Source organism: Streptomyces cellostaticus (assembly GCF_023630175.1).
Lineage (GTDB): Bacteria > Actinomycetota > Actinomycetes > Streptomycetales > Streptomycetaceae > Streptomyces > Streptomyces cellostaticus_A.
The window spans coordinates 24,833-49,943 of record NZ_JALLIN010000043.1 but is presented as its reverse complement, the minus strand read 5'-3'; the positions used below and the strand labels follow the sequence as shown (position 1 = coordinate 49,943).

The following is a 25,111-nucleotide window of genomic DNA, read 5'->3' as shown; positions in this document are numbered from 1 at the left end:
GTGCCGTGCGCGCTGCCGGCGATCTTTGCCGCCGACCAGGCGAGCCTGATCCACATCGGACGCCCAGGTCAACGAATTTCTTCCCAAACCAAAGCTTTCAGGGCGCCTTGGCCGAAAAGTGACATGGTGTGGGCCCGCCCGCACGTTTCTCCCCGGACCCGGAACACCCTGGCCGGGCCCGTCCGCCGCCGTCCGTTCGCGGTGTCCCGCGCAGGACGCCTCAGGGGGTCCATCGCGAACCAGGGCCGGTCCCGCGGTGTCCTGTCATGGCGTGGACACTTCCAAGCCGGGATCCGGCTCCTGTCTGCCCTGGGCGGGCTCCGCGCTGTTCGGAGCCGCCGTGGGATGCGCCGCCTGGGTGCTGGTGGTCTGGGCGCGCGCGTACTGCGACGCGGGCTACGACGCCGGAGGGCGCTTCGAGCTCAACTTCCTGCTTCCTGCGGCCGTGGGGGGCGAAGCGCTCGTCGCGCTCATGGCGTGGGCCGCCGGGCGGCGTCTGGTGTCCCGCGCGCCGAGGGCGGTGTCCCGCGCGCCGAGGGCGGTCCGCGTCTTCCTGCCGACGCTGCTGGTGGTGGTGGCGACGGTCGGGCTCGCTTGGTGGTTCTTCGCGACCCGGGGAACGCTGGACGGCTATCCCGGCGACTCCGGCCTCTGCCCCGTGAGCAACGTGCCGCCCCAGTGGCCGGACTGGATCCCCGTCTGAGCGGCCGCAGCCGGCCACGGGGCGCCGGGACCGGCGGCCGCCTCGTGGCCGGCTGCGGTTCCGGGGCCCGCGCCCGCCGGCGCCGCGGCCGAGCGATGGGGCCGGTGGTCATGGGCCCCACGGCCGACGGTGCTTCCCGGGCGCACGACTCCGGTCCCTGGTATCGGGCCGGCAGGACGCGGTCCCCGCCGGCCCCGGCCGGCCCCGGCGGGAGGTCAATCGATGAAAATGCTGTGGGTCCCCGGCACCTGCACCGCCAACCCAGGAGGGATGACCTGGACGAACCCGCCCGCGCAGCCCGGAACGTTGTGGACCAGGGCGGGTCTGTCCGTGAAGTTGAAGACCGTGGACAGGCTGGCTATCTCGAAGCAGCCCGCGGGGTCGTCGTGGCGGACTCCGCCGATCGCCAGGAACCCGTTCGCGGCGAAGGCCGAGCCGGGAACGGCGAGCGCGAGCACCCCGGCGGCGGCGAGTGTGGCGAGTGTCGATCCGATGCGACGCATGACGTACCTCCCGACTCGCGGGCCAGGTGCCTCCCGGCCCTGCAACCGACCGTACGGAAACGTGCACGCACTGCATCCCGGCATCCCCCAAGTGGGCGACCGCGGCGACCCGTGCCGCCGCTGACCGCGCCCGGGGCGGGCGGGGCCCGTCGCTCAAACGCCGTGCCCCGACGGGGCGAAGCGCCTCGTCCCGAAGCGGCTCGGGCGCGGGACGTGGCGCTTCTCGCCTCCTGCCGCGACGGGCCACGGGGTGCGTGGTCGTCTCCGTGGTGCACGCGGGCGGTGTCGCACCGTCAGACGCTCGCGCGGCGAGCGAGGTGTGGGGCTCGGTCAGCCGGGAACCGGACGCGACCGGGGAGGTCCGTGCATGCCGCTGGATGACCGAGAAGCGGCCCACCGAGAATCGGCCGGGGTCCGCGTGCGGACGGGTGACGGGCGGGCCCGTCGTTGCCGGTGTCGCCTCCGAAGGCGCGAAACGCCCTGGAGGGGAGGTCCCCTCTGAGACGTTCTTGCTGGTGACGGCTTGCGCCCCCGGCAGGACTCGAACCTGCGGCCAAGCGCTTAGAAGGCGCCTGCTCTATCCACTGAGCTACGGGGGCCTGGTGGCGGGACAAGGATAAAGCTCCTGGTTCCCTGACCCTGTCGCTTCACCTCCGTGGCTCGATGTGGAGGTTCCGTGAAGCGGTCCTGATAATCGCAGGCAGGTACGAATCGTGCATCGCTTTTGGCCTCCGACGCACCGGGTGTTGTGCACTCGTTATGCCTGGACTGCGCCCTCGTACTAGTCATCCTTTACGTCCCTTGTGTTCCATCGGCGCGCTGGGATGTCCATATGCTTCAGAATTCCCCTAAAATTGGGCATTCTTCACATGTGGTGACCTTGGACGTTCGGCCTCAGCTGCTCGACACACTTTCCGCTCTGCGCGACCGCGTCGCCGCCGCACGCTTTCCGCTCCCTCTGGTCGGGGCCCCGCGCGCGCGTGCGAACCGTGACGAGCTGCTCGCGCAGCTCGACGACTACCTGGTGCCCCGACTGAAGGCCCCCGGCGCCCCGCTGCTGGCCGTCATCGGCGGATCCACCGGGGCCGGCAAGTCGACCCTCGTGAACTCCATCGTGGGGCGCCGGGTCAGCGAGGCGGGCGTGCTCCGGCCGACGACCCGGACCCCGGTCCTGGTCTGTCATCCGGAGGACCATCACTGGTTCAGCAGCATGCGTGTGCTCCCCGACCTCACCCGCGTGTGGGGGCCCCAGCCCGACGCCGGAGACGATCTGCTGTTCCCCAGCCGGCCCTCCGCGCGCGTGCTGCGCATCGAGACCGCAGAGAGCCTCCCGCGTGGACTCGCCCTCCTCGACGCCCCCGACATCGACTCGCTGCTCGCCGACAACCGCGTCCTGGCCGCGGAGCTGATCTGCGCCGCCGACATCTGGATCATGGTCACCACGGCCGCCCGCTACGCCGACGCCGTTCCCTGGCATCTGCTGCGCACGGCCAAGGAGTACGACGTCACGCTGGTGACCGTGCTCGACCGCGTGCCGCACCAGGTGGTCTCGGAGGTCTCCCGGCAGTACGGCGCCCTGCTCACCAAGGCAGGGCTCGGCGACGTACCGCGCTTCACCGTGCCCGAGCTGCCCGAGTCGGTCTGGGGTGCCGGCCTGCTGCCCAGCACCGCCGTGGCGGCCCTGCGGACCTGGCTCGTGCACCACGCGCAGGACGCCGCGGCCCGCGAGCACGTCATGGCCCGTACGGCGCACGGCCTGCTCGACTCGCTCAAGTCGCGCATGCCCGGGCTGGCCGCCGCCGTCGCCGCGCAGTACGCGGCCGCGCTCCGGCTCACCTCCGCCGTCGAAAGCGCCTACGACGGCGAGCTGGCGCGCGTGCGGGGCCGGCTGCAGTCCGGGGCCGTACTCGCCGGGGACGCGCTCAAACGCTGGCGTGCCTTCCCTCTGGACTGCACCGCGGGCGAACTGCTGGACGCTCTCGTGGAGAGCCTGGGCGCGCTGCTGCTGTGCGCCGTCACGGCCGCCGACGAGCGCGTCGACGAGGCCTGGCGGCGCGAGCCCGGCGCGGCCGCTCCGGTGCTCGCCGACCGGCATCCCGGCGCGGAGAAGGCCGAGCACCGCATCGGCCTCGCGACCCGCCGCTGGCGGCGCGAGCTGGAGGAGTACGTGGAGGAAGAGGTACGGCACATCGAGCGCAGCACCGCTCCCGACCCCGAGAGCGTCGCCGCACTCGTCGCCACCGTACTGCTGGGCGGGAACCGGGCCCGCACCGCGGGCGAGCGGGTGGCCGAGCGGATCGGCGCACACGGCGCGCTGCGGCTGCGCGACCGGGCCGAGCGCCTGCTCACCGACACCGTCGACCGTGTCGTGCAGACCGAACGCGAGCGGCGCGTCGCCCCCCTCGACGCCCTGGACCTCCGTGCCGAGCCGCAGGCGGAGCTCATCGCCGCGCTGTCCGTACTGCAGAAGGAGAGGTGAACGGTGACAGCCGTCACTGACCATGATCACACGGACCACAGGGACCACAGGGACCACAGGGACCACACCGATCACATGACTCACATGGACCGCATGGACCGCATGGACCGCACGACGCACGTGGGCTCCTCCGACCACGCCGGTCCTGCCGCAGCCGACACGGACGGCCGAGCCGGGGGAGAGGGCGACACGGTCAACGGCCGGCCTCCGGCCACCGGCGGGGCAGCGCAGGGTTCTCCCGTCACGGCGCGCGGCGTGGACACCGGTGACGACACCGGGGCCGGGCCCAGGGCCGGCGAGGCCGGGGAACAGCGGAACGAGCGGGCCCCGGAGACGGACGGCCGGCCGCACGCGCGGGTGCCCGCGAAGCGCTCCGACCGCGCGGAGGGCGCGTTGACCCAGGAAGCCGGTGACCGGGCGTCCGCACCCGCGGGACAGCGGGAAACCGACGCACACGCACACGCGCGCGCGGCGGAGGCGGAGAGGGACGGGAGGGACGCCGGCGCGCCCCACGGGCGAGCGACGGCGCCCCGCAACGGGACCGGCGCCGCGAGCGACGAGGGTGCGCAACGCCCCGCACAGGACGCGGAGCACGCGCACGACGACCGGAGGGCCGACACCGGGACCGACGCGGACGCGGACGCGGCGGGCGCCTGGGACGACGGCCTCATCGCCCGCCGGGTGACGGACGGCGGCGACCGCGTCTCCGTCCTCGACAAGCCCGTACGCGCCCCGGGCACCCACACCCCCGCGCCCCTCGCCTACGACGGCCCCCTGCGCTCCCGGCTCGACGCACTGCGCGAACTCGTCGGCCTCTCCCGCGCCCGCCTGGACACCCGCACGCTCGCCGAGGCGGGCCGGGTCCTGGACGAGGCGGCCGCCCGCCGCAAGCTCTCCGGCGGGCACACCGTCGTCGCCATCGCGGGCGCCACCGGCAGCGGAAAGTCGCAGCTCTTCAACGCCCTGGCCGGGGTGGCCATCTCGGAGACCGGGGTGCGCCGCCCGACCACCGCGGCGCCCATCGCCTGCAGTTGGAGCGACGGCGCGGCCGCCCTGATCGACCGGCTGGGCATTCCGGGCCGGTTGCGCCGGCGCCCCCTGCAGAGCGCGGAGGCCGAGGGGCAGTTGCGTGGACTGGTCCTGGTGGACCTGCCCGACCACGACTCCGCGGCAGTGGAGCACCGCGAGCAGGTCGACCGGATCCTGAAGCTGGTCGACGCTGTCATCTGGGTGGTCGACCCGGAGAAGTACGGCGACGCCATGCTCCACGAGCGCTATCTGCGGCCCATGGCCGGCCACGCCGAGGTCATGTTCGTCGTCCTCAACCAGGTGGACCGGCTGCCCGGGGAGGCCGCCGACCAGGTACTGGACGATCTGCGCAGGCTGCTCGACGAGGACGGTGTCGCGCTCGGCGAGTTCGGGGAGCCGGGCGCCACGGTGCTCGCGCTGTCCGCGCTCACCGGCGACGGTGTCGGCGAACTGCGCGAGGTGCTGGGCCACTTCGTGATGGAGCGCGGCGCGGCGGCCCGCCGGGTCGCCGCCGACCTGGACGCCGCCGCGGCCCGGCTTCGGCCCGTCTACGCCACCGGCCGGCGCGTCGGCCTCAGCGAGGAGGCACGCGAGGAGTTCGCCGCCCGGCTGGCCGACGCGGTCGGCGCCACCGCGGCCGGTGAGGCCGCCGAGCGCGCCTGGCTGCGCAACGCCAACCGGGCCTGCGGCACGCCCTGGCTGCGGCTGTGGCGCTGGTACCAGAGCCGCGGCGGGCCCAGCACGGGCCGGATGGCGGTACGCCACCAGGCCGACGAGGAGGCCACGGCCCGCCAGCGGGTCGAACAGGCGGTCCGTACGGTGTCCGACCGCGCCGCGGCCGGTCTGCCCACGCCGTGGGCGCAGGCGGTGCGGGAGGCGGCCGTGCGCGGCTCGCACGGACTGCCCGAGGCGCTGGACGACCTGGCGGCCCGGGCCGGACTGCCGCCGGGGCGGCCGCCCCGGCCCGGCTGGTGGCCGGCTGCCGTGCTGGTCCAGGCGGCCATGACCCTGCTGCAGGTCGTGGGCGGCCTGTGGCTGGTGGGGCAGATCGCCGGAGTCATGGCCCCCAACCTCGGCGTGCCGGTGCTGCTGATGGTGTGCGGGATCGTCGGCGGGCCGTTCGTGGAGTGGGGCTGCCGGATGGCGGCCAAGGGACCCGCCCGCCGGTACGGGCAGGACGCCGAACGAAGACTCCGGGAGGCGGCCGCGAGCTGCGGCCGGGCCCGGGTGCTCGATCCGGTGGCGGCGGAGCTGCTGCGCTACCAGGAGGTGCGGGAGCAGTACGGCCGGGTGGCGCAGACCGGAGCGGGGGTGGGGTGAGTCCGCAGCGGTGAGGGGAGGGCGGGGCGAAGGAAGTCCGCTGCCCGTCCCTCACCCGTGTGGGCGGCGGAGTCTTCCACAGCTCGGTGGTGGTCCACAGCGCTCAGCGGGCCCGGCCGGACGGAGGCAGCCTGTTCCCGCGGCGATCGTGCCGCAGGGCAGACGCCGCCGTACGGGACGGGCCCGTACGCATGTCCGCCCGGTCGTGAACGGCCGGGTGAGGGAGGGCTTCACGATGAACGAGACCGTTGTGTGCGTGGTGGGCAACGTGGCGACTTCGCCGCTGTACCGGGAGGCGGCGGCCGGCCCTTCGGCCCGGTTCCGGCTGGCGGTGACCGCGCGTTACTGGGACCGGGAGAAGAGCGCCTGGACGGACGGGCACACCAACTTCTTCACGGTGTGGGCCAACCGCCAACTGGCGGTCAACGTGGCGGCCTCGGTCGAAGTGGGCCAGCCCGTCGTCGTCCAGGGCAGGCTGAAGGTGCGCACGGAACCGCGCGACGGGCAGCAGGGGCGCACGTCCGCCGACATCGACGCGGTGGCCATCGGGCACGACCTCGCGCGGGGCACCGCGCTCTTCCGCCGCGCGGTGCGCCAGGAGACCCCGTCGGCGGCCCGGCCGGAGCCGACCTGGGAGACGGCGACCACCGAGGTCCAGGACGAGCCGACGGCCCAACCCGCTGTGCCCGCATCGTCGGTGACGTGACGTCAGCGCTCGCCGCGGCACCGCGGCCGACCGCGGAGCGAAGGTCGCCGCTTGTCGGCAGGCGACCACCGAGCGTACCGAACAGGCCGTTGACCAGGGTGCCTTTGTCGACAAGCTCGGTCGGCGTGCCGGTCCCGCGATAACGATTCCGGATCGGATCTGCTCATGTGACGATCCGACCGGCAAGCGCGGTCCCCGTGATCCATAGGATGCCGGGCATGCCCCTCGGGGCAGCCGATTCTGCTGGTGGGACCGTCCCCCGCATCCAACGGGTCCTGCTCGAAGGGGAATTCTGTGCTTGCTGCGTTCACTGGGTCCACTCGGTTCCGCGTGGCCCGCCTCGCGGCCGTGACGCTCGCGTCCGGCCTCGCGGCGACCACCGTGCTGCTCGGCGCGGGCACCGCCGCGGCCGACCAGATACCGCAGACCCAGGGCGGCGCGACGGCGACGATAGGCGGCCTGAAGACGTACGGCCAGGCCGTCATCCACGAGGACGGCAGCGACCAGCAGGTGTCCGCCGGCCTGTTCGAGATGTCCGTGGACGGTGGCGGCACCCTGCAGACGTACTGCGTCGACATCCACAACCCCACCCAGCGCGACGCCCACTACCAGGAGACCCCCTGGAGCGGGACCTCGCTGGGCGCCAACAAGGACGCCGGCCGGATCCGCTGGATCCTGCAGAACTCCTACCCACAGGTGAACGACCTCGCCACCCTCGCCCGGCAGGCGGGAGTGAGCGCTCTGAGCGAGCAGGACGCGGCAGCCGGCACGCAGGTGGCCATCTGGCGCTACTCGGACGGGGCGAAGGTCGACGCCGTGGACCCCCGCGCCGAGAAGCTCGCGGACTACCTGGAGAAGAGCGCCCGGAGCAGCACCGAGCCGCAGGCCTCGCTGGCCCTGGACCCGCCCGCGGTCTCCGGCCGCCCCGGTGACCTGCTCGGACCGGTGACCGTGCACACCAACGCGGGCAGCGTGACGGTCGGCGCCCCGGTGGGCGCGGGCGACGACGGGGTGCGGATCATCGACAGGACCGGCAAGGTGATCACCTCGGCGAAGAACGGCAGCCAACTGTTCTTCGACGTTCCCGAGGGCGCGGAGGACGGTTCCGCACAGTTGACCGTCCAGGCGTCGACCACCGTCCCGGTGGGCCGCGCCTTCGCCTCCGAGAGCCGCAGCCAGACCCAGATCCTGGCCGGCTCCAGCGAGTCCACGGTCTCCGCGACCGCGGGCGCCACCTGGGCGGACAAGGGCGCCATGGCGGTGTCGGCCCGGAAGAACTGCGCCCGGAGCGGCGTCGACATCACGGCGGTCAACAAGGGTGACCAGCCCTTCACCTTCGAGCTGATGGATACCCAGCACACCATCCCGGCCGGGGCCTCCCGCACGGTGACGGTCCCGCTCCAGGAGGACCAGTCCTACGACTTCACGGTCACCGGCCCGAACGGCTTCAGCCACCGGTTCACCGGCGTCCTCGACTGCAGGACCCAGGGCACGGTCACCACGGAGTCCACCCAGACCCTCAGCGAGCCGAGCCCCGCGACGGTCGGCGGCGGCACGGTCCCCGACACCGACCTCGCGGCCACCGGCAGCTCCGCGATCACCCCGATGATCGCGGGGGTGGCCATCGGACTCGTGGTGATCGGCGGCGCGGTGCTGGTGGTGCTGCGCGGCAAGGAGGCGGCGGGCGAGTGAGGTCCGGCCGCGCCGGTCCCTCCTGATCCCGCCGCTCCAGCGGGCCGCGTGACGCCGCGGGTCAGCCGGCGCGCGGCGCGCCCTGGTCGGGACCGGTCTCCCTGGGCTGGTCCACGCACATCGCCCAGATGGCGACGCCGGAGAAGGCGATCATCAGCGTCGACCAGAGCGGAGAGTAGGGCAGGGACAGGAAGTTGGCGAGGATGATCAGTCCGGCGATGACGATGCCGGAGACCCGAGCCCACTTCGCGGTCTGGAACAGCCCCAGGCTGACCACCACGGCGACGGCGCCCAGGATCAGGGTGACCCAGCCCCAGCCGGTCAGATCGAACTGGAAGATGTAGCCGCGTGTCGTGATGAACACGTCGTCCGCGGCGATCCCCATGATGCCGCGGAAGATGTCGATCACTCCGGCGATCATCAGCATGACGGCGGCGAAGAGCATCAACCCGCTCGCCCACTGCTGCTTGCGTGCCTGTGTGGTGTGTGTCGTGGTCATTTCTGGGCCTCGATCGATTGCGTCCGGCGATTGCGTCCGGCGATCAGTGAGGGCGCTTCCCTTCGTCCTCCCCCGGGCTTCGGACGACCTTTCGGGATCCACGGTGCGCCTGCTCGGGGCCGGCGGCATCACTCGGCCCGGGTGATTTCGCTCCGGCCGCCCGGCCCGGCGCGCGGTCCCACGCGGCGGTGCCCGCGCTCGACCGGACACCGCCGCGCACTCGGGGGCCGCGGGTCTCACCAGGAGTGGGATCGCGTTCGATCGCGTCCGAGGAGTCTTCGGACCAGCAGAAACACACCAATGGCGATCAGGGCCAACCCCACGATGATCAGGATCGCCCCAAGGGTGATCAGGAACGCCCCGATCAAGATCAGCAGTGCACCGATCAGGACGAGGAGCGCTCCGACGACGAAGAGAAGGGCTGCGAGGACGGTCACGACTGTCCTCCTGTTCTCCCTCCCGTGCTGGCCGGCCACCGGTTCCCCTGAAAGCAGTGTGCGCCTCACCACCGCGGGGCGGGGCAAAGACGCCCCATGGCTCGGCCCCCGAGCGACGGAGCGTCCCGGGCCGGCGCGGAGCCGTGTGCGCGGGTCGGCGCAAGATGGGGGCGCGCCGTGGTGCGAGTGGCCTGGACGCCAGGAGCTACGCCCGTCCACCCGCCACGCCCGCTCCACGGGTGTGCGGGCCGGACGGGACGGGAGCGGGGGAGATCGCCGGATGGGGGAGGCGACGCTCGGCTAGTGCTGTGACCGGAAAGGTTTGCCGGAAGGCTCGCGGCGTCCGGTGCGGTGCATCGCAAGGCGGAGCATCGCCCGCGTACCGGACGTACTCGGGTGATGCGACAACGCGGCGAGGTGCCGTGCCGGACGCCGCGAGCCGGTGAACCTTTCCGGTCACAGCACTAGCTGCCCGGGTGGCCGATCACATTTCCGTTCGAGCAGTTGCCGGCATGGTCGGCGGGCCAGTCCCCCAGGACGGGGACCACGGCTACTTCCTGCAGGCAGACGGCCTCCGCCGTGAAGTTCCAGTTGTTCGCGGCGTTGGCACCGCCACCGAAGTCGTTGTCGTTGTCGGCGTGGGCAGGGGCGGTCACGGTCATGGTGGCCATGGCCAGCGCGGCGGTCATGATGATCTTTTTCATGACCGATGCAACGACCGGCAAGATCCAAAGGCACGGCGCCCTGCGGCCTTGTCCCTCACGTGCCCGAAGCGGCGAGCACGGACGCCGGCGACGAGAGTGGGACCACCGGGACGAGAGTGGGACCACCAGCCCGGGCAACGTCGTCGCTCGCAGAAGCCCGCGGTTCCTGTCCTTCCTCACTTTCCCCTCAGAGGAACCGCGTCCAACGGAGTTACCGTTGCGCATCGGCTTGTGCGCGGGCGCGTTCAATGTCGGGGACGTGGCTCTCGGCCCATTCCCGGACGGCACGTAGGGGTGTCAGCAGTGACCGCCCGAGGTCGGTGAGGGCGTACTCGACATGCGGGGGATTTGCGGGAGTCTCCGTGCGAGAGATCAGACCGTCGTACTCCATCGCGCGAAGCGTCTCGGTGAGCGCCTTCGATGTGATCCCCCGGATGTGCGCCTTGAGCTGGGTGAATCGCATCGGTCTGTTGTCCAGCGCGTTGACGATGAACACCGTCCAGCGCGCCCCGATCCGGTGCAGGACGGTGCGACTGGGGCAGGTCGCAGCCATGACGTTGTAGGCGTTACCCATGCATGACTCCCGGTAGCGTTGTAGATACTGGTATAAAATCTATACCGTCCCGGGCGTGACTATTCCCGATTGCACGGTCCGTCCCTCGGTAACTCGGCACCGCCGTTTCGTCGCAGCGATCGTCATCGACTCGATCGGCACCGGTGTCTTCGTCTCCGTCTCGATGCTGTACTTCCTGGCCACGACGTCGCTGACGCTGGTGCAGGTGGGCGCGGCACTGACGACGGCCGGGCTGCTGGCGCTCCCGGTGGGTCCTCTGGTCGGAGGACTGGTCGACAGGTACGGCGCCAAGCCGGTACTGCAGGCGGCAAACCTGGCCCAGGCGCTCGGCTTCGCCGGGTATCTCATCGTGGGTCAGACGTGGCAGATCGCCATCTGCGCCTGGTTGAACAGTGCCGGGCGGGCGGTGTTCTTCGGCTGCTACGGCGCGACCGTCACGGCGCTGGCCGCGCCCGGCCAACGCGAGCGCTGGTTCGGTCTTCTGGGGTCGGTACGCAACCTCGGCTACGCACTCGGCGGCCTCCTCACCGCGGTCGCCGTCAGCTTCGGTACCCACAGCGTCTACGCCGCGATCGTGGTCGTCAATGTCCTGTCCTATCTCACCGCCTTCGTTCTGATGCGGGCCGTGCCGAATATCCGTCCCGAGGTGGGCCGGCGCGCTGCTGGAGGCTGGGGGCGCGTGCTCCGGGACCTGCGGTACATGTCCGTGGTCGCGCACCAACTGTGCTTCGCGATCTCCTTGTTCGCCCTCAACATCGCGATACCGGTCTACGCCGTGGACGTGCTGGGACTGCCTGGCTGGACTGCCGGCGCCGTCTTCACGCTCAACACCCTGATGGTCGGCTTCGCCCAAGGCATCATCGTCGGGCGGCTCAGCGGGCGGATCCGCAGCCGCGTCCTCGTCGCCGGACACGCCTGCTTTGCGACCGGCTACCTCCTGTTCTTCGCCGCCGACCGCGTGGCTGCGCTCGCCCCCGCGATCGGCGTCGTGCTGCTCGGTGCAATCAGCTACACCTTCGGTGAAATCGTCGGCGGCCCCATCACGTCCACTGTCGCCGCGGAGAGCGCCCCAGACTCCCTCCGCGGCCGGTACTTGGCCCTCAACCAGCTCGCCGTGAGTGTCGCCGGAGCGGTCGCGCCGGCCGCCCTCTCCGGGTTGCTGTCCACGGGGGCAGCCGCCATCTGGCTGACTCTGGCCGGCGTCAGCGTCCTCGGAGCCACGCTCGCCACCACGATCGGCAAAGTGGTGCCAGCGGCGCAGAGCCACATCGGAGGTGCCTAGTGCCGTAGGTTCGCCGGGCTGGCGGTCATGGCGGTTGGATGAGGCTCCTACGTGCTGCACGCGCGAGGGGCGCCGCCGGTATCGGGCAAGCAGCAGGAACACGCCCTCACGGCCTGAACGGGATTCCCTTCAGAGGAGCCGCACCCCAGTACGGTCCGACGACCAGAGTCCACCCCTGGACGGGCGGAGTAACGACGACGGTGGAGAACGGCTCCTCCTCGTCGTGTGCTACCTCGTCGATGAGTTCCACGCCATCGGCCCAGGTGGTCTCCCGTGCATCCGCCGAGCCGAGGGCTTTGACCACGTCAGCCTGATCGACCGACTCCACCGCGAGCCATGAGAGCCAACAAGCGTGTACGCGCGGTGCGGAATCAGCAGTCCCCGTGGCCTGCATCGTAGGGACGGGTAGAGCGCGCGCTCCTGGCTGGAAGCGGGCGAGCCACCGCACGGACGCGCCATGAGCGCGCCAGATCTCGCGGAGAACCATGGGGAACAGTGGGGATCAAGACGGCAACCCCGCAGGGCCGCGTCCAGGTCCACCACAGGTCAGAGCGATTTCTGCCGCCAGAGGACACAAGCTCTTCCCAAGCTGAGAGTCCCAGTTCAAAGCCATCCGCACACGGTTGTGAGCGTCGGTCAGAGGGCAGGTGCGAATCATGAAGACCAGCTTCAAGATCCACGCAGGGCTGGCACTCACGCTGAGTGGGTTCTCGCTGCTGGTATCGGCACTCACACTCCTGCCCGGCCCGCCACTGCCCTACAGCGGTGGGCCGTTGCTGGCGATCGAGATCGCGCTTCTCTTCCCGCTGTTCATCGTCACCATCGGCCGCGGAATGGCCATGGAAGCCGGCGGCAGAAAGCTTTCCCGCACAGCGCAGTGGCCAGTCCTGCAGAGTCTCCCCAGGCCCCTGCGCCTCGCGCTGGTCTGCATCTTCGTGTCAGGCATAGGCCTGACCGCCAGCAGCCTGGTCGCGGAAACCTCACGTCAGTCCGGGAAGGCAGAAGCCGGTCGCTACTACGCCGTCGACCTCGACAGCCCCACCCATGAGCAGGTTGAGGTGTCGAAGAGCGAGTACGACACGTTGCGCAAGCACGACCAGCGCGCCGTGCACGCCATCACAGGGATGCTGGCGGCAGGCGCCGCGACCATGACATTGGTGATCGGCCAGTTGCACCCAAGCACGGGACGGTACGTGCCTCCGCCCAGTTTGGATCCCTCCGCCTGAGACGCGCTCAGGGAACAGCCCGTCCCTTCTTCCGTCTCAGTGTCCCTCTCATTCAGCACCGTTCACGGATTCGGACGAGACCGGAGGCGGTAGCCGCCTGGACGACCGGCTGCCCATAAACGCAGGTGAACGGCCCCGTCCGAGACCCCTGGGGCCACCACCACAGTTGGAAAGCGTGGGGGTCGACGGCGGACGTGATCGGAGCTGGGGAGAATGGTGGGTGAGGAAGTGGGTGGCTGATCAGTCGCGCCTGGGCCAGATCGGGCCCTGGTCGGTCCAGATGACGCCCTTGTTGCGGCACAGGCAGAAGGGATGGCCGATCGGGTCGGTGTAGACCTGCCAGCCGTAGCCGTCGGGGCCGATGAAGTCCTGCCTCAGCGTCGCGCCGAGGCCGAGGACGCGGAGCTGCTCGGACTCGAACTCGTCCACTTCGAAGTCGAGGTGGAACTGCTTGGGGTGCTCGCTGTCGGGCCACTGCGGAGCGCGGTAGTCGTCCACCCGGATGAATGCCAGCTCGATCTCGCCGAATTGGATGCCAGCCCAGTCCTCGGAGCTGCCTTCCTTGATCGGACGGCCCGTTATCTCGGAGTAGAAAGCCGCCAGCTTCATCGTGTCCGGGCAGTCGATAATGAAATCGGTGAGTCGCAGCATCCCGCGATCTTGTCACAAGCTCACACCGACTTCGGGAAGCGCTGCGTGTCTAACTGCGTGACAAGAGGTCATCACGCATGTCTCGCTGTACCGTTCTCGCCGTCGCGGCCGGCCCGGGGTACGCGATGCTTGACGTATGGCCCCTGAACCCAGCGCTGCTCCATCGATGACCACTCACCTGAGTGCGGTGACCGACGGAACCACCAGAGTTTTCACGTGGAAGGAAGGCGCACGCATCGAGGTCCGCAACCTGGGCAGCGAGATCGTCATCGAGGCAAACGCTGCCGGGTTGAAGACCCTGGCTGGCCACCTCTTCACGCTCGCCCAGGACGGCGTACCGGACGGTGCTCATCTCCATCTGGAGGAGAACAACGGGCTCGAAGATGGCTCCGTAGGCCTAGTCTTGGAGCGGTGCGACGACGAATGACTCGTGCCAGACACGTGCCAGGTCGTGCGGGAAACCACGGAGAACAGCGGGGAACCAGTCGACCGTCTACCGCGCGGCCTCCGCCACGACTTCCAAGACCTCCCGCCACGACTCGGCGGGGAGTGATTCCGGTACCTCCGCTTCGACCGACCAGGACCGCTCGTGCTCCTCCAGGCGTGCGGGAAGTCCGAGGGCCGTCAACCGGGCAGCGATGGCTGCCGCGCGAACTCCCGAAGCGGGCACAGGGCAGCCTCCGTCACCGGCGATCACTTTCAGTGAAGCTAGTTAACTAGATTAGAGCTAGTGGACTAGATTTTCCATATGCCTGAGCAACCGCCCTATCTCCGCATCGCCGACGAACTCCGGCGGCGGATCGCGGAGCACGTATGGGAGCCCGGGGACCGGCTGCCGTCCCGCGCCCAGATCGGCCAGGAGTGCGGGGTGGGCGAGAACGTCGTCCGCCGCGCTCAGGAGTTGCTGATCTCCCAGGGTGTGCTGGAGTGGCGCGCCGGTTCCGGCACCTACGTCGCCGAGCCGCGGCAGCGGGTGCGCATGGTCCGCTCGTCCGCGCGGGAGCGGCCCGACGGATCGCCGTTCCGGGCGGACATGAAAGCCGTGGGCAGGCAAGGGGATTGGGAGAGCCGGACCGGCGCCAAGGTGCCGGCTCCCGCGGACATCGCGGCACGGCTCGGTATCGCCGAGGGTGATCTCTGCGTCCGGACGACGTACGAGTTCCTGGGCGACGGCAGGCCCGTGCAGCTGTCCACGAGCTGGGAGCCGTACGACCTCACCGCCGGCACCCTCGTCGTCCTTCCCGAGGGAGGACCGCACGCCGGGGAAGGTGTCGTGAACCGCATGGCCGCGATCGGGATCACCGTCAGCCACGCCGTCGAGCAGCCCGAGCCCAGGCACGCGACCGCCGAGGAGGCGTCGATACTCGGCATCCAGAAGGCCGCGCTTGTCACGCACATCCGGCGGACGTACTACAGCGATCGGGGCCGGCCCGTCGAGACGGCGGACATCGTGGTGCCCGCCGCTCACTGCGAGATCGTCTACGAGATCCCGATCAGCCGATAGCTCCGTTGGGATTGCCTACTGGCTGACGATGCTTCCGCCTGGCCCGAGTGCGGCCAACCGCTGGGGTGGGGCGGTTTCGTACTCGCCCGAGGCGACGACGGTCGGCGGGCTTGCCGCTCGCCTGTGGCAGTGCGCCGATCGACACACCTGGTGGAGGCAGGCAGATCAGCCGGAAGAGCCGCTACAGGTATGCCCGGTCCCGGAGCTGTTCCGGTGACCTCCGAGGCTGGTACCAGGAGACCGGCGGGCGGCGTGCAGGCAGCGGCATCACTGGGACCGACGGACCCCGAGATCCGGTTGCCCGAGTGATCGTTCCCGGGCCGTCCCTGGGCCGTGCGAGGGTGCCCGAGGGCACTCGATGGCGACCGACAGCGACAGACGCCTCACCGCCGCCACCAGTGAATGCCCAGGTCACAGCGCCCCCACTCAACGGGTTTCCGCCCAGGGGTGGCCGTACGGCAAGATGGGGTGTATCTGCCCACTGCCAGATTTCAAGCTGCCGGACGGTTTCTCTTGGCTGAGTTCATTTACACCATGCGCAAGGCGCGCAAAGCGCACGGCGACAAGGTGATCCTCGACGACGTCACCCTGAGCTTCCTGCCGGGAGCGAAGATCGGTGTCGTCGGCCCGAACGGTGCCGGTAAGTCGACCGTGCTGAAGATCATGGCCGGTCTCGAGCAGCCGTCCAACGGTGACGCGTACCTGTCGCCGGGCTACAGCGTGGGCATCCTGCTCCAGGAGCCGCCGCTGGACGAGGAGAAGACCGTCCTGGAGAACGTCCAGGACGGCGTCTCCGAGATCAAGGGCAAGCTCGACCGGTTCAACGAGATCGCCGAGCTGATGGCGACCGACTACTCCGACGCGCTGCTCGACGAGATGGGCAAGCTGCAGGAGGAGCTGGACCACGCCAACGCCTGGGACCTCGACGCCCAGCTCGAGCAGGCCATGGACGCGCTGGGCTGCCCGCCCGGCGACTGGCCCGTCACCAACCTCTCCGGTGGTGAGAAGCGCCGCGTCGCGCTCTGCAAGCTGCTGCTGGAGCAGCCCGACCTGCTGCTCCTCGACGAGCCCACCAACCACCTCGACGCCGAGTCCGTGAACTGGCTGGAGCAGCACCTGGCCAAGTACCCGGGCACCGTCGTGGCCGTCACCCACGACCGGTACTTCCTGGACAACGTCGCCGGCTGGATCTGCGAGGTCGACCGCGGCCGCCTGCACGGCTACGAGGGCAACTACTCCAAGTACCTGGAGACCAAGGCCACGCGTCTGAAGGTCGAGGGCCAGAAGGACGCCAAGCGGCAGAAGCGGCTCAAGGAAGAGCTGGACTGGGTGCGGTCGAACGCCAAGGGGCGTCAGGCCAAGTCCAAGGCGCGTCTCGCCCGGTACGAGGAGATGGCCGCCGAGGCGGACAAGATGCGGAAGCTGGACTTCGAGGAGATCCAGATCCCGCCGGGCCCGCGGCTGGGCAACGTCGTGGTCGAGGTCGACAAGCTCAACAAGGCCTTCGGCGAGAAGGTCCTCGTCGACGACCTCAGCTTCACGCTGCCGCGCAACGGCATCGTGGGCGTCATCGGCCCGAACGGCGCCGGCAAGACCACGCTGTTCAAGATGATCCAGGGCCTGGAGACGCCGGACTCGGGCGGCATCAAGGTCGGCGAGACCGTCAAGATCTCCTACGTCGACCAGAGCCGCGCGAACCTCGACCCCAAGAAGACGCTGTGGGAGGTCGTGTCCGACGGCCTCGACTACATCAACGTCGGACAGGTCGAGATGCCGTCCCGCGCCTATGTCTCGGCCTTCGGCTTCAAGGGCCCGGACCAGCAGAAGCCGGCCGGTGTCCTCTCCGGCGGTGAGCGCAACCGCCTCAACCTGGCCCTGACCCTGAAGCAGGGCGGCAACCTGCTACTCCTCGACGAGCCCACCAACGACCTGGACGTCGAGACCCTCAGCAGCCTGGAGAACGCGCTGCTGGAGTTCCCCGGCTGCGCCGTCGTCGTCTCCCACGACCGGTGGTTCCTGGACCGGGTCGCCACCCACATCCTCGCCTACGAGGGTGAGTCGAAGTGGTTCTGGTTCGAGGGCAACTTCGAGTCGTACGAGAAGAACAAGATCGAGCGGCTGGGCGCGGACGCCGCGCGTCCGCACCGCGCCACCTACAAGAAGCTGACCCGGGGCTGATCGGTCTTGCGCCACATCTACCGCTGCCCGCTGCGCTGGGCGGACATGGACGCGTACGGCCACGTCAACAACGTGGTGTTCCTCCGCTATCTGGAGGAGGCCCGTATCGACTTCCTGTTCCGCCCCGAGAAGGAGTTCAAGCAGGGGTCCGTGGTGGCGCGCCACGAGATCGACTACAAGCGGCAGCTCGTCCACCGGCACCACCCGGTGGACATCGAGCTGTGGGTCACCGAGATCCGGGCCGCGTCCTTCACGATCACCTACGAGGTGAAGGACGCGGACCTCGTCTACGTGCGGGCCTCCACCGTCGTCGTGCCGTTCGACTTCGAGGCACAGCGGCCGCGCCGGATCACCCCGGAGGAGCGGGAGTTCCTCCAGGAGTACACGGACGCCGCCGAGGAGGCGCAGAGCCCGGGGGAGGCCGTCGCCGCATGACGGTCCTGCACCTCGCCGACGAGACGGAGGCGGCCGACCTCGCCGCCTTCCTCTCCCGGCTGCTCCACTACGACCGTGGAGCCGCGGTGCGCCTGCAGGCGGCCGGTACGGCACTCGCCGTGTTCGGCCGGCCGCCGTCCTTCGAGGTGCTGACGATCCGCGCGGTGCGGCTCGCCAAGCCGTACGAGAACGGGCTCGACGTCACGCTCGACGTCACCGTGTCGGCCGGGGAGTTCCTGGAGTCCGTGGACGAACGGGCGGCCACGGCCGCCGTACCGGCCGCGGTCACCGGACCGCCCTGGGCCGGTGTGCTGCCGCCGCGCGGCGGCTGGCGGCCCGAGCCGGGGCTGCCCGTGCCGGACGCGCTGCGCACCACGGTCGCCGCCGCGGTCACCGAATTCCGGTCCCGCACGGAGGAGTTGACGCCGGAGCGGCGTACCCGTGCGGAGCTGGACCGGATAGGGCGGGACATCTGGTCCCGGGCGGTCGGGGACACCCCGCTGCCGGTGCGGGCCGTGCACGCGGCCCAGTCCCTCGGCTTCCTCGGCCCGGGGACCGGCGCGGCCGACACCGGGCTGTTCTCCTCGGGCGCGTGGCTCAGGCTGCGGACGCCCTACGGGTCCGTCGCGGTGCGGCGGGCGGGGCTCGGCGCGCTGGGTGTCAGCGTGCGCTGAGAGGTGTGCGGAGAGGTACGCCGGCCGGTTCCCGTCCGGCGTCCGGCACCCGGGCACCCCCCCCGTCGCCGTCGTCCGGCCACACCTCGATGTGGTCCGGTTCCAGTTCCAGGGCCGGGACGCGCCGCGCGCCCTGAGCAGCGGGGTCTCGGCGGCCCGCTGGGCGTCCGGCAGCCGGGCCACCAGCAGCAGCGCGTACCCGCCGAGCAGCACGAGCCGCAGCGCGACGATCAGCAGGGTGGAACGGGCGACGAGCAGCGAGCGGTCGATGCGCTCCAGCACGTCCGGCAGCGAGGTCGTCGCCGCCGTCGCACGGCGCAGCGCGGTGGCCCTGCGCAGTTCCCCGCTCCCGGCCCGTGCGGCCGGCCGTCACCGCGCCGAAGCCGGCCGACGCCAGCCAGACCGTCCCACCGGTGCTCACCCGCCCGCCGGTGAGGACCGAGGGATCGGCCGGCAGGGGACCGTACGTGGTGAAGCCGGACCGCTGCACGCCGCGACCGAGCCGGCCAGGACGGCGGTGCTGAGCAGCACCGCGAGCAGCGCGGAGCCGAGCAGCAGGCGATGCGCCAGCGCGCGTGAGACGAGCCCCGTCACCCGACCCCCGTGTCGTCCGGACTTCCCCGCACGCAGTCCGGATCCCGGGTGATGTTCGCAGCGGGAACGGGGCGCTGGTGACCGGTCTTCCGGCCGGCCGACACCGGATCGTGACCGGAATCCGGCGCAGGGCGACCGTGATCCGGTACGCGGAGGGTCAGTCGGGGGTGTTGACCATCGACTGCGCCGCGTACGTCAGGTAGTTCCACAGCGTCCGCTCGTGCTCCTCGGCCAGGCCCAGTTCGTCGACGGCGACCCGCATGTGCTTCAGCCAGGCGTCGTGCGCGGCGCGGTTCACGGTGAACGGGACGTGCCGCATACGCAGCCGCGGGTGGCCGCGGTTCTCGCTGTAGGTGCTGGGGCCGCCCCAGTACTGCATGAGGAAGAGGGCCAGCCGGTCCTCGGCCGGGCCCAGGTCCTCCTCCGGGTACATCGGCCGCAGGAGCGGATCCTCGGCGACCCCCTCGTAGAAGCGGTGGACGAGCCGGCGGAAGGTCTCCTCCCCACCGACCTGCTCGTAGAACGTCTGCTCCTGAAGCGTGCCGCGCCGAATCTCATTCACGCGTCCATGGTCTCAGACCGGGTGACCCCGGACTGCGGGCCCGGGCTCCCGGCCCGCGCCCGGCTCCCGGCGCCCCTACTGTGGGTGCATGGGCGCCTACGACACCGGGATCGAAGCTCTGGCCACCGCGGCACGGGCCGCGCTGGTGCGGGAGATCGAAGCCGAGGGGACCTGGGCCGAGGACCCGGTGTGGCGGGAGGCGTTCGCGACGGTGCCCCGCCACCTGTTCGTGCCGTACTACTACATCGGCGTCAGGGGCGGCCACGAACGCCGCTGGGGCCAGAGCCCGGACCCCGGGGCACGGGAGCGCTGGGTGCGCGGCGCCTACGCCGACACCCCGCTGGCGACCCGGCTGCGCGACGGCGAACTGCTCTCCTCCAGCAGCCAGCCCTCCCTGATGGCGCTGATGCTGACCGCACTGCGCGTCGAGGACGGCGACCGGGTGCTGGAGGTGGGCGCCGGCACCGGCTACAACGCCGCCCTGCTCGCCCACCGGCTCGGCGACGACGACCTCGTCACCACCGTCGACCTCGACCCGGAGATCACCGAGTCGGCCCGGCAGCACCTGGCCGCGGCCGGCCACCACCCGGCCGTCGTCACCGGCGACGGGGCGCGTGGCGTGCCCGAGCGCGCACCCTTCGACCGGATCATCGCCACCTGCGGGCTGCCCACGGTGCCGGGCGCCTGGCTCGAGCAGTGCCGGCCCGGAGGCCGGATCCTGACCCCGCTGGCCACCGGCCTGCTCGCCCTCGACGTTCGCGGCCCCGGGCACGCCGAGGGCCGCTTCCTGCCCACGGCCGCCTACTTCGTGCCGCTGCGCGGCGCCGACCGGGCGGAACCGGAGGCGGTGTCCCCGAGCGGGCTGCCGGACCCGGCCGGCGAACGGGAGCCGTTGGGCTTCCTGCTCGACCTGACCCGGGGCGCGCTGGGTCCGCGGGAGGCCCGGGCGCTGTGGGAGCGCGAGGGCCGTCCCGACCGGGAGCGCTACGGCGTCACGGTCGGCGACGGACACACCTGGGCCTGGCTGGACGACCCGCAGGGGCCCCACGCCTGGCCCCTCCCGTGAGGTGCCTCAGCCCCGGCGGACGGTGATCGTCGTCCAGGCGCCCACGTGCACCCGGTCGCCGTCCTGCAGCGGAACCGGCACGAACGGCTGGATCGGCTCGTCGGAGCCGTTGACCGTGGTGCCGTTGGTCGAGTTCTGGTCGACGACCGCCCAGTTGCCGTCGGGCTGCTGCACCAGCACCGCGTGCTGGTGCGAGACGCCCGGGTCCTCCGGGGGCACCGACAGGTCGATGTCGGGGGTGTCGCCGGTGGAGTGCCGGCGGCGGCCGATGGTGACCTGGTTGCCGCTGAGCGTGCGCTGCTGCTCCGGCGAGTAGGCGGGCAGGTTCAGGCCCGCGGCCTCGGGGCCGGAGCGCTGCATCATCGCCATGAAGTAGTCGCGGTCCGGCCCGATGGTCGCGGTCCAGGTGGCCGGTCCCTGCGCGGCCGGCGGGAAGCCGTGACCGGGCGGGGCCTGGGTGGCGCCGGGCTGCGGGTAGCCGTAGCCGCCGCCGGGTGCACCGGGGCCGCCGGACGGCGGGGAGATCACCCAGTCGTCCTCGCCGCCGCCGAAGGGGCCGCCGCCGGCCGGGGGCCGGCCGGTCTCCTGCGGGAAGGCGGGGGCGCCGGACTGATGGAAGGCCTGCGGCGGACCGCCGGCCGGGCCGCCGGGACCCGCGGGCGGGGTGGGGCCGGGCGGCGGCGGAACCGGGCGTGAGGGGTCGCCACCGAAGCCGGAGGGGCCGTGACCACCGTGACCCCCGTGTCCCCCGGGACCCCCGGGACCGTTGGGGCCACCAGGGTTACCAGGGCCACCAGGGCCACCAGGGCCATGGGGCCCACCGGGCTCGCGGCCGAAGGGCGGCGGGCCGCCCGGACCACCGGGACCGCCGCCGAAGCCGGACGGACCGCCGGAGCCGCCCGGGCCCTGCTGCCCCGGTACGCCGCCGAACGGCTGCTGACCGGCGGGCGGCCGCCCGCCCTCACCGAAGCCGGACGGACCCCGCTCGCCGGCGAACGGCGTCGGGCCCGACGGCTCGCTGCCGAAGGAGGGGATCGGCTCGGCGGGCCGGTTCACCTGCGAGGGCCGCGAGCCCTGGTACTCGTACGCGTCACCGCCGCCGTACGTCGCGCTCGGCGGCTCGAAGCGGGGCTGCGAGGGACGCGGGGCGGCCGGGGTGTAGGAAGTGGCCGTGTTGGTCAGGAAGTTCCACCGGCATTCCTCGCAGAACGGTGCGCCGCCCTCACGCGGCGTACGGCACTGCGGGCACAGCTCCGGCTCGTGGCCGCCGGGCGCGGCCGGGCGGCCACCGGGCTGCGCGCCCTGCGGCGGGAAGCCGTAGCCGCCGCCGGGCGGGGGCGGCGGGGGCGGGGGTACGGCACCGGCCATGCGGTGACCGCACACCTCGCACCAGTCGTCGGAACCCGACTGGTGTCCGTTCGGGCAGGTCGGCATGTCGGCGGTTCCCCTTCTCCTGAAGTCCTCCGGTACGTCCGGATCTCTTCCTGGCTGTCCCGCGGTCTCCCGCGGGGGTCACTTCTTTACACGAACAGTCTTTGTGGACCGGGTCTCGAGGGTCATCTCGTCCGCCTCCGCGACCTTCGCCTTCAACCGCACAGTACCTGTCGCGGCGTCGACCACGTCCACCACCTTCGAAAGGAGTTTCGCAGTATCCGCGTTGCCCGAGGCGCTCGCGAGCTGAACGGCACGCCCCAGTTTGGCCGTCGCCCGCTCGAAATCGCCCGCTTTGCGGAGGTCCAGGCCCTGCTGGATGGCCTGTGCCAGTTCGGCCTGCCCGGTGTAGTGCGCGACCTGGGGGTTGATCGAGGTGGAGGCGGCCATGTCGTCGGTCCACACCGCCCTGACCAGCCCCTGGCCGCCGAGGTTCGTCACCTGGCCGTCCGGCTGCGGCACCACCAGGGAGATCCGGGCGGCCAGCATCTCCTGGCCCAGGCCGGCCGCCGGGACCTCCACGCACAGGTGGTAGTCGCGGGACTCGTCGCCCCAGGACCCGGTGGGATAGTCCCCGGCCCGCGGTCCCGCCTCGGTGCGTCGGTCGGTCAACTCCTCGACGGTGGGAGCCACTTGCTTGACGAACCGGAGTTTCGCGCCGACCGGGGTCCACACCCGCAGCGCCACGTCGGCGACCTCCTTGCCCATCGCCGTCTCCATCATCCGCGTGAAGTCGGCGGCCAGCCCCGCAGGGTCGGCGACGATGTCGGCGGTGCCGAGCAGCGCGGAGGCGATGCCTGTGACTTCTTTCACTTCCCAGTCGGTGCCCACGCCACGCGCGTCACAGGTGAACCGCCCGGCGCACTCGTCCAGCGCCGCCCGCAGCTCCTGCGGCGACTCGTGCTCGTTGCGGCCGTCGGTCAGCAGGATGCCGTGCCGGATGGCCACGTCCGCCGAGGACAGCAGCCGGTCGGCGAGCCGCAGCCAGGTGCCGATGGCGGTGCCGCCGCCCGCACCGAGCCGGCGCAGCGCCTGCTTGGCCTGCCCGCGCGTGGTGGCGTCGGCGACCGCGAGCCGTCCGTCGCCCGGGTAGACCTCCTGGGCCACGTGCGTGCCGCCGACCACCGCGAAGTGCACCCCGTCGCGCAGGGTGTCGATCGCGGCGGCCGTGGCGTCCCGGGCGTTGCGCATCTTGGTCGGCGGATGGTCCATGGAGCCCGAGCAGTCGACCATGACGGCGACCGCGGCGGAGGGCCCCCGGCCGGGCGCGTACAGGTGCGGTGTGGTGCCGGCGCCGCCCACCGTGCCGCCGCCGGTGGCGGTCACGGTGGCGATGGCGTTGACCTCGCGGCCGCCCTCGGGCAGGTACTCGTTCTGGTAGACGTCGACCGAGAACTGCGGCACGTTCGGCTTGGCGAAATTGGCCATGACTGATCAGATCCCCCTGTTGACGCCCCACTGACGCGAGGCGGTGCCGTTGCACGGACCGGTCCCCTCCGGTCCGCCGGGACTTCCCCGTGGTGGTGCGGCCTCAGGCCGATCCTGCCCCCCGCGACGGCGCGGGGAACGGCACGACGGCCACTGTTACGTTGTCGTGGCCCCCGCCGTCCAGGGCGTGGCCGACCAGGACCTGGGCGCTGTGCAGCGGACGGGCGGCCGCGTCCGCGGGCACGACCTCGGCCATCTCCTGCGCCGTCTCGGCGTAGTTCCACAGGCCGTCCGTGCACACCAGCACCACTCCGGGCCGGTCCGGCTTGAAGGCGGCGGTGTGCGGCTCCAGTTCGTAGGCGTCCGCGCCGAGCCAGCCGGTGATCGCGTGGGCGCGCTCGTCGGCGTACGCCTGCGCCTCGCTCATCAGACCGGCCGCGACCATCTGGGCGGCCCAGGAGTCGTCCTCGGTGAGCCGGGCCGGGGGCGCGGAGCGGTCGTCCGGCACCCAGTACACGCGGCTGTCGCCCACCCAGCCGACCACCAGCAGCCCGCCGGTGGCGATCGCGCCGACGATGGTGCAGGCCGGGGAGTTCTGGTGCGGGTCGTGCTCGCGCGCCGCCTCGGGCTCCTCGGCGAGGGAGTCGACGGCCCGGGCGGCGGCGACGATCGCCTCGTGCATCGCCGTCTGCGGGTGGGTGCCGCGGGGCAGGGCGGCCACCAGGGTGTCGACGGCCGCCTGCGAGGCGGCCATCGACGCCTCGTCCGGCCGGGTCGCCGAGGACACGCCGTCGCACACGATGGCCAGCGCCGCGGGAGAGCCGTCGGGCAGCGCGGTGTGGGCGACGCCGAAGGAGTCCTCGTTGCGGTGGTGGCGCAGGCCGCGGTCGCTGACCGCGGCGACCGGGCCCGACTCCCGCTCCATGCGGTCGCGTTCCCGGGGCTGGGCGTGCCCGCAGTTCTCGCAGTAGCCGTCCTCGTCGACCCGGCCGGCCCGGCAGGCCACGCACACCTGCGCGGGATCGGAGCCGCCGGGCGCGGCGGCGTCCGCGGCGGGACCGGCCGGGGCACGCGGGTCGGGCGCCTGCAGCGGGTACTCGTCGGGCTCCGGACGGCGGTCGAAGCGGACACCGGGCGCGGCCGGTTCCCCGTGGTGCAGGGCGTTGCCGCCCGAGTCGGTGCCGGGCACGTCGGCCGCCCGGTGCGCCGCCGGCTGGGTGCTGCCGGAGCCCGCCGGTTCGGGGGCGGGCCAGTCGACGCCGTCCCCGGGCGCGGCGGAGCCCGTCATGGTGAGGGTCGGGTGGTCCTCGGGCGCGGCGGGCACGACGGACAGGTCGTATCCGCACGCGCCGCAGAAGAGGTCACCCGATTCGAGCGGCTCGGCACAGCTCGGGCACTTCGCCAGCGCGGCCTGCTGGGGCATCTGCGACATCA

At 71.7% G+C, this 25,111-nt stretch carries 24 protein-coding genes and 1 tRNA gene; 13 read left to right on the top strand and 12 right to left on the bottom strand.

Features of this window, described 5'->3' with window-relative positions; translation table 11 throughout:
• The first annotated feature begins 271 nt into the window (after positions 1-271).
• The gene (locus MXD57_RS24600; RefSeq protein WP_250404089.1) at positions 272-703 is read left to right on the top strand and encodes a hypothetical protein; all 432 of its coding nucleotides are present in this window, start codon (positions 272-274) and stop codon (positions 701-703) included.
• 215 nt (positions 704-918) lie between these two features.
• Here the strand turns inward: MXD57_RS24600 and MXD57_RS24595 are convergent, their stop codons facing one another.
• Both MXD57_RS24595 and MXD57_RS24590 read right to left on the bottom strand, forming a co-directional pair.
• Positions 919-1,206 carry a hypothetical protein gene (locus MXD57_RS24595; RefSeq protein ID WP_250404088.1) on the bottom strand — a complete coding sequence of 96 codons (288 nt, stop codon included), beginning with the start codon at positions 1,204-1,206 and terminating at the stop codon, positions 919-921.
• A 526-nt stretch (positions 1,207-1,732) separates the two neighbouring features.
• A tRNA-Arg gene (locus MXD57_RS24590) sits at positions 1,733-1,805 on the bottom strand.
• Between the two features lie 272 nt (positions 1,806-2,077).
• Here MXD57_RS24590 and MXD57_RS24585 point away from each other — a divergent pair.
• The 4 genes from MXD57_RS24585 to MXD57_RS24570 all read left to right on the top strand — a co-directional run bounded on the left by MXD57_RS24585 (position 2,078) and on the right by MXD57_RS24570 (position 8,432).
• Positions 2,078-3,685, top strand: a complete 1,608-nt coding sequence (locus tag MXD57_RS24585) for a dynamin family protein (protein WP_250404087.1) — start codon at positions 2,078-2,080, stop codon at positions 3,683-3,685.
• Positions 3,686-3,760: 75 nt separating this feature from the next.
• Positions 3,761-6,034, top strand: a complete 2,274-nt coding sequence (locus MXD57_RS24580; RefSeq protein ID WP_284506029.1) for a GTPase — start codon at positions 3,761-3,763, stop codon at positions 6,032-6,034.
• 235 nt (positions 6,035-6,269) lie between these two features.
• Positions 6,270-6,740 carry a single-stranded DNA-binding protein gene (locus tag MXD57_RS24575; RefSeq protein WP_250404082.1) on the top strand — a complete coding sequence of 157 codons (471 nt, stop codon included), beginning with the start codon at positions 6,270-6,272 and terminating at the stop codon, positions 6,738-6,740.
• Positions 6,741-7,070: 330 nt separating this feature from the next.
• Positions 7,071-8,432, top strand: a complete 1,362-nt coding sequence (locus MXD57_RS24570) for a Cys-Gln thioester bond-forming surface protein (RefSeq protein ID WP_250404080.1) — start codon at positions 7,071-7,073, stop codon at positions 8,430-8,432.
• A 61-nt stretch (positions 8,433-8,493) separates the two neighbouring features.
• Here the strand turns inward: MXD57_RS24570 and MXD57_RS24565 are convergent, their stop codons facing one another.
• From MXD57_RS24565 to MXD57_RS24550, 4 genes are all read right to left on the bottom strand, one after another.
• A complete protein-coding gene (locus MXD57_RS24565; RefSeq protein WP_250404078.1) occupies positions 8,494-8,931 on the bottom strand; it encodes a DUF7144 family membrane protein in 438 nt (145 codons plus the stop codon).
• 236 nt (positions 8,932-9,167) lie between these two features.
• Positions 9,168-9,368, bottom strand: coding sequence for a hypothetical protein (locus MXD57_RS24560; RefSeq protein ID WP_250404076.1), 201 nt, complete (start codon positions 9,366-9,368; stop codon positions 9,168-9,170).
• 464 nt (positions 9,369-9,832) lie between these two features.
• Positions 9,833-10,072, bottom strand: coding sequence for a hypothetical protein (locus tag MXD57_RS24555; RefSeq protein WP_250404075.1), 240 nt, complete (start codon positions 10,070-10,072; stop codon positions 9,833-9,835).
• A 211-nt stretch (positions 10,073-10,283) separates the two neighbouring features.
• On the bottom strand, positions 10,284-10,646 hold the full coding sequence (locus tag MXD57_RS24550) for a winged helix-turn-helix transcriptional regulator (protein ID WP_250404073.1): 363 nt from the start codon (positions 10,644-10,646) through the stop codon (positions 10,284-10,286).
• A gap of 55 nt (positions 10,647-10,701) precedes the next feature.
• Here MXD57_RS24550 and MXD57_RS24545 point away from each other — a divergent pair, with 55 nt between their 5' ends.
• Entirely contained in the window at positions 10,702-11,928 is a 1,227-nt protein-coding gene (locus MXD57_RS24545; protein ID WP_250404071.1) for an MFS transporter, read from the top strand.
• A 106-nt stretch (positions 11,929-12,034) separates the two neighbouring features.
• On the opposite strand, the gene MXD57_RS24540 is transcribed toward MXD57_RS24545, so the two are convergent.
• Complete coding sequence (locus tag MXD57_RS24540; RefSeq protein WP_250404070.1) at positions 12,035-12,256, bottom strand: hypothetical protein; 222 nt, start codon at positions 12,254-12,256, stop codon at positions 12,035-12,037.
• 328 nt (positions 12,257-12,584) lie between these two features.
• Here MXD57_RS24540 and MXD57_RS24535 point away from each other — a divergent pair, with 328 nt between their 5' ends.
• Positions 12,585-13,154 (top strand): hypothetical protein, encoded by a 570-nt coding sequence (locus MXD57_RS24535; RefSeq protein ID WP_250404069.1) that lies wholly within the window; start codon positions 12,585-12,587, stop codon positions 13,152-13,154.
• A gap of 240 nt (positions 13,155-13,394) precedes the next feature.
• On the opposite strand, the gene MXD57_RS24530 is transcribed toward MXD57_RS24535, so the two are convergent.
• Positions 13,395-13,805: a VOC family protein gene (locus MXD57_RS24530; protein ID WP_250404068.1), complete on the bottom strand. Its 411-nt coding sequence runs from the start codon at positions 13,803-13,805 to the stop codon at positions 13,395-13,397.
• A gap of 187 nt (positions 13,806-13,992) precedes the next feature.
• On the opposite strand from MXD57_RS24530, the gene MXD57_RS24525 reads away from it, so the two are divergent.
• The 5 genes from MXD57_RS24525 (at position 13,993) to MXD57_RS24505 (ending at position 18,596) form a co-directional block, all read left to right on the top strand.
• A complete protein-coding gene (locus tag MXD57_RS24525) occupies positions 13,993-14,232 on the top strand; it encodes an Imm32 family immunity protein (protein ID WP_250404066.1) in 240 nt (79 codons plus the stop codon).
• 321 nt (positions 14,233-14,553) lie between these two features.
• Positions 14,554-15,309 carry a GntR family transcriptional regulator gene (locus MXD57_RS24520; RefSeq protein WP_250404064.1) on the top strand — a complete coding sequence of 252 codons (756 nt, stop codon included), beginning with the start codon at positions 14,554-14,556 and terminating at the stop codon, positions 15,307-15,309.
• Between the two features lie 513 nt (positions 15,310-15,822).
• The gene (gene ettA, locus MXD57_RS24515; protein ID WP_250404062.1) at positions 15,823-17,487 is read left to right on the top strand and encodes an energy-dependent translational throttle protein EttA; all 1,665 of its coding nucleotides are present in this window, start codon (positions 15,823-15,825) and stop codon (positions 17,485-17,487) included.
• Positions 17,488-17,493: 6 nt separating this feature from the next.
• Positions 17,494-17,922 (top strand): acyl-CoA thioesterase, encoded by a 429-nt coding sequence (locus MXD57_RS24510; RefSeq protein WP_250404060.1) that lies wholly within the window; start codon positions 17,494-17,496, stop codon positions 17,920-17,922.
• Entirely contained in the window at positions 17,919-18,596 is a 678-nt protein-coding gene (locus tag MXD57_RS24505; RefSeq protein WP_250404058.1) for a hypothetical protein, read from the top strand. Before MXD57_RS24510 ends, MXD57_RS24505 begins: the two co-directional genes overlap by 4 nt.
• Positions 18,597-19,347: 751 nt before the next feature.
• Here the strand turns inward: MXD57_RS24505 and MXD57_RS24495 are convergent.
• On the bottom strand, positions 19,348-19,752 hold the full coding sequence (locus MXD57_RS24495; protein WP_250404056.1) for a globin: 405 nt from the start codon (positions 19,750-19,752) through the stop codon (positions 19,348-19,350).
• 88 nt (positions 19,753-19,840) lie between these two features.
• Between MXD57_RS24495 and MXD57_RS24490 the strand changes: the two genes are divergently transcribed.
• Complete coding sequence (locus MXD57_RS24490) at positions 19,841-20,818, top strand: methyltransferase domain-containing protein (RefSeq protein ID WP_250404054.1); 978 nt, start codon at positions 19,841-19,843, stop codon at positions 20,816-20,818.
• Positions 20,819-20,824: 6 nt separating this feature from the next.
• Here the strand turns inward: MXD57_RS24490 and MXD57_RS24485 are convergent, their stop codons facing one another.
• The 3 genes from MXD57_RS24485 to MXD57_RS24475 all read right to left on the bottom strand — a co-directional run bounded on the left by MXD57_RS24485 (position 20,825) and on the right by MXD57_RS24475 (position 25,109).
• Positions 20,825-22,252, bottom strand: a complete 1,428-nt coding sequence (locus MXD57_RS24485) for an FHA domain-containing protein (RefSeq protein ID WP_250404052.1) — start codon at positions 22,250-22,252, stop codon at positions 20,825-20,827.
• A 78-nt stretch (positions 22,253-22,330) separates the two neighbouring features.
• Positions 22,331-23,677, bottom strand: a complete 1,347-nt coding sequence (locus tag MXD57_RS24480; protein WP_250404051.1) for a vWA domain-containing protein — start codon at positions 23,675-23,677, stop codon at positions 22,331-22,333.
• Between the two features lie 103 nt (positions 23,678-23,780).
• Positions 23,781-25,109 carry a PP2C family serine/threonine-protein phosphatase gene (locus MXD57_RS24475; RefSeq protein WP_250404049.1) on the bottom strand — a complete coding sequence of 443 codons (1,329 nt, stop codon included), beginning with the start codon at positions 25,107-25,109 and terminating at the stop codon, positions 23,781-23,783.
• Positions 25,110-25,111: the final 2 nt, after the last annotated feature.

What these genes read in the sequence shown, in the direction of transcription:
- MXD57_RS24595 (WP_250404088.1), bottom strand. Translation starts at nt 1,206, where the DNA reads ATGCGTCGCATCGGATCGACACTCGCCACACTCGCCGCCGCCGGGGTG.
- MXD57_RS24580 (WP_284506029.1), top strand. Translation starts at nt 3,761, where the DNA reads ATGACTCACATGGACCGCATGGACCGCATGGACCGCACGACGCACGTG.
- MXD57_RS24575 (WP_250404082.1), top strand. Translation starts at nt 6,270, where the DNA reads ATGAACGAGACCGTTGTGTGCGTGGTGGGCAACGTGGCGACTTCGCCG.
- MXD57_RS24565 (WP_250404078.1), bottom strand. Translation starts at nt 8,931, where the DNA reads ATGACCACGACACACACCACACAGGCACGCAAGCAGCAGTGGGCGAGC.
- MXD57_RS24555 (WP_250404075.1), bottom strand. Translation starts at nt 10,072, where the DNA reads ATGAAAAAGATCATCATGACCGCCGCGCTGGCCATGGCCACCATGACC.
- MXD57_RS24550 (WP_250404073.1), bottom strand. Translation starts at nt 10,646, where the DNA reads ATGGGTAACGCCTACAACGTCATGGCTGCGACCTGCCCCAGTCGCACC.
- MXD57_RS24535 (WP_250404069.1), top strand. Translation starts at nt 12,585, where the DNA reads ATGAAGACCAGCTTCAAGATCCACGCAGGGCTGGCACTCACGCTGAGT.
- MXD57_RS24530 (WP_250404068.1), bottom strand. Translation starts at nt 13,805, where the DNA reads ATGCTGCGACTCACCGATTTCATTATCGACTGCCCGGACACGATGAAG.
- MXD57_RS24520 (WP_250404064.1), top strand. Translation starts at nt 14,554, where the DNA reads ATGCCTGAGCAACCGCCCTATCTCCGCATCGCCGACGAACTCCGGCGG.
- MXD57_RS24505 (WP_250404058.1), top strand. Translation starts at nt 17,919, where the DNA reads ATGACGGTCCTGCACCTCGCCGACGAGACGGAGGCGGCCGACCTCGCC.
- MXD57_RS24490 (WP_250404054.1), top strand. Translation starts at nt 19,841, where the DNA reads ATGGGCGCCTACGACACCGGGATCGAAGCTCTGGCCACCGCGGCACGG.
- MXD57_RS24485 (WP_250404052.1), bottom strand. Translation starts at nt 22,252, where the DNA reads ATGCCGACCTGCCCGAACGGACACCAGTCGGGTTCCGACGACTGGTGC.
- MXD57_RS24480 (WP_250404051.1), bottom strand. Translation starts at nt 23,677, where the DNA reads ATGGCCAATTTCGCCAAGCCGAACGTGCCGCAGTTCTCGGTCGACGTC.
- MXD57_RS24475 (WP_250404049.1), bottom strand. Translation starts at nt 25,109, where the DNA reads ATGTCGCAGATGCCCCAGCAGGCCGCGCTGGCGAAGTGCCCGAGCTGT.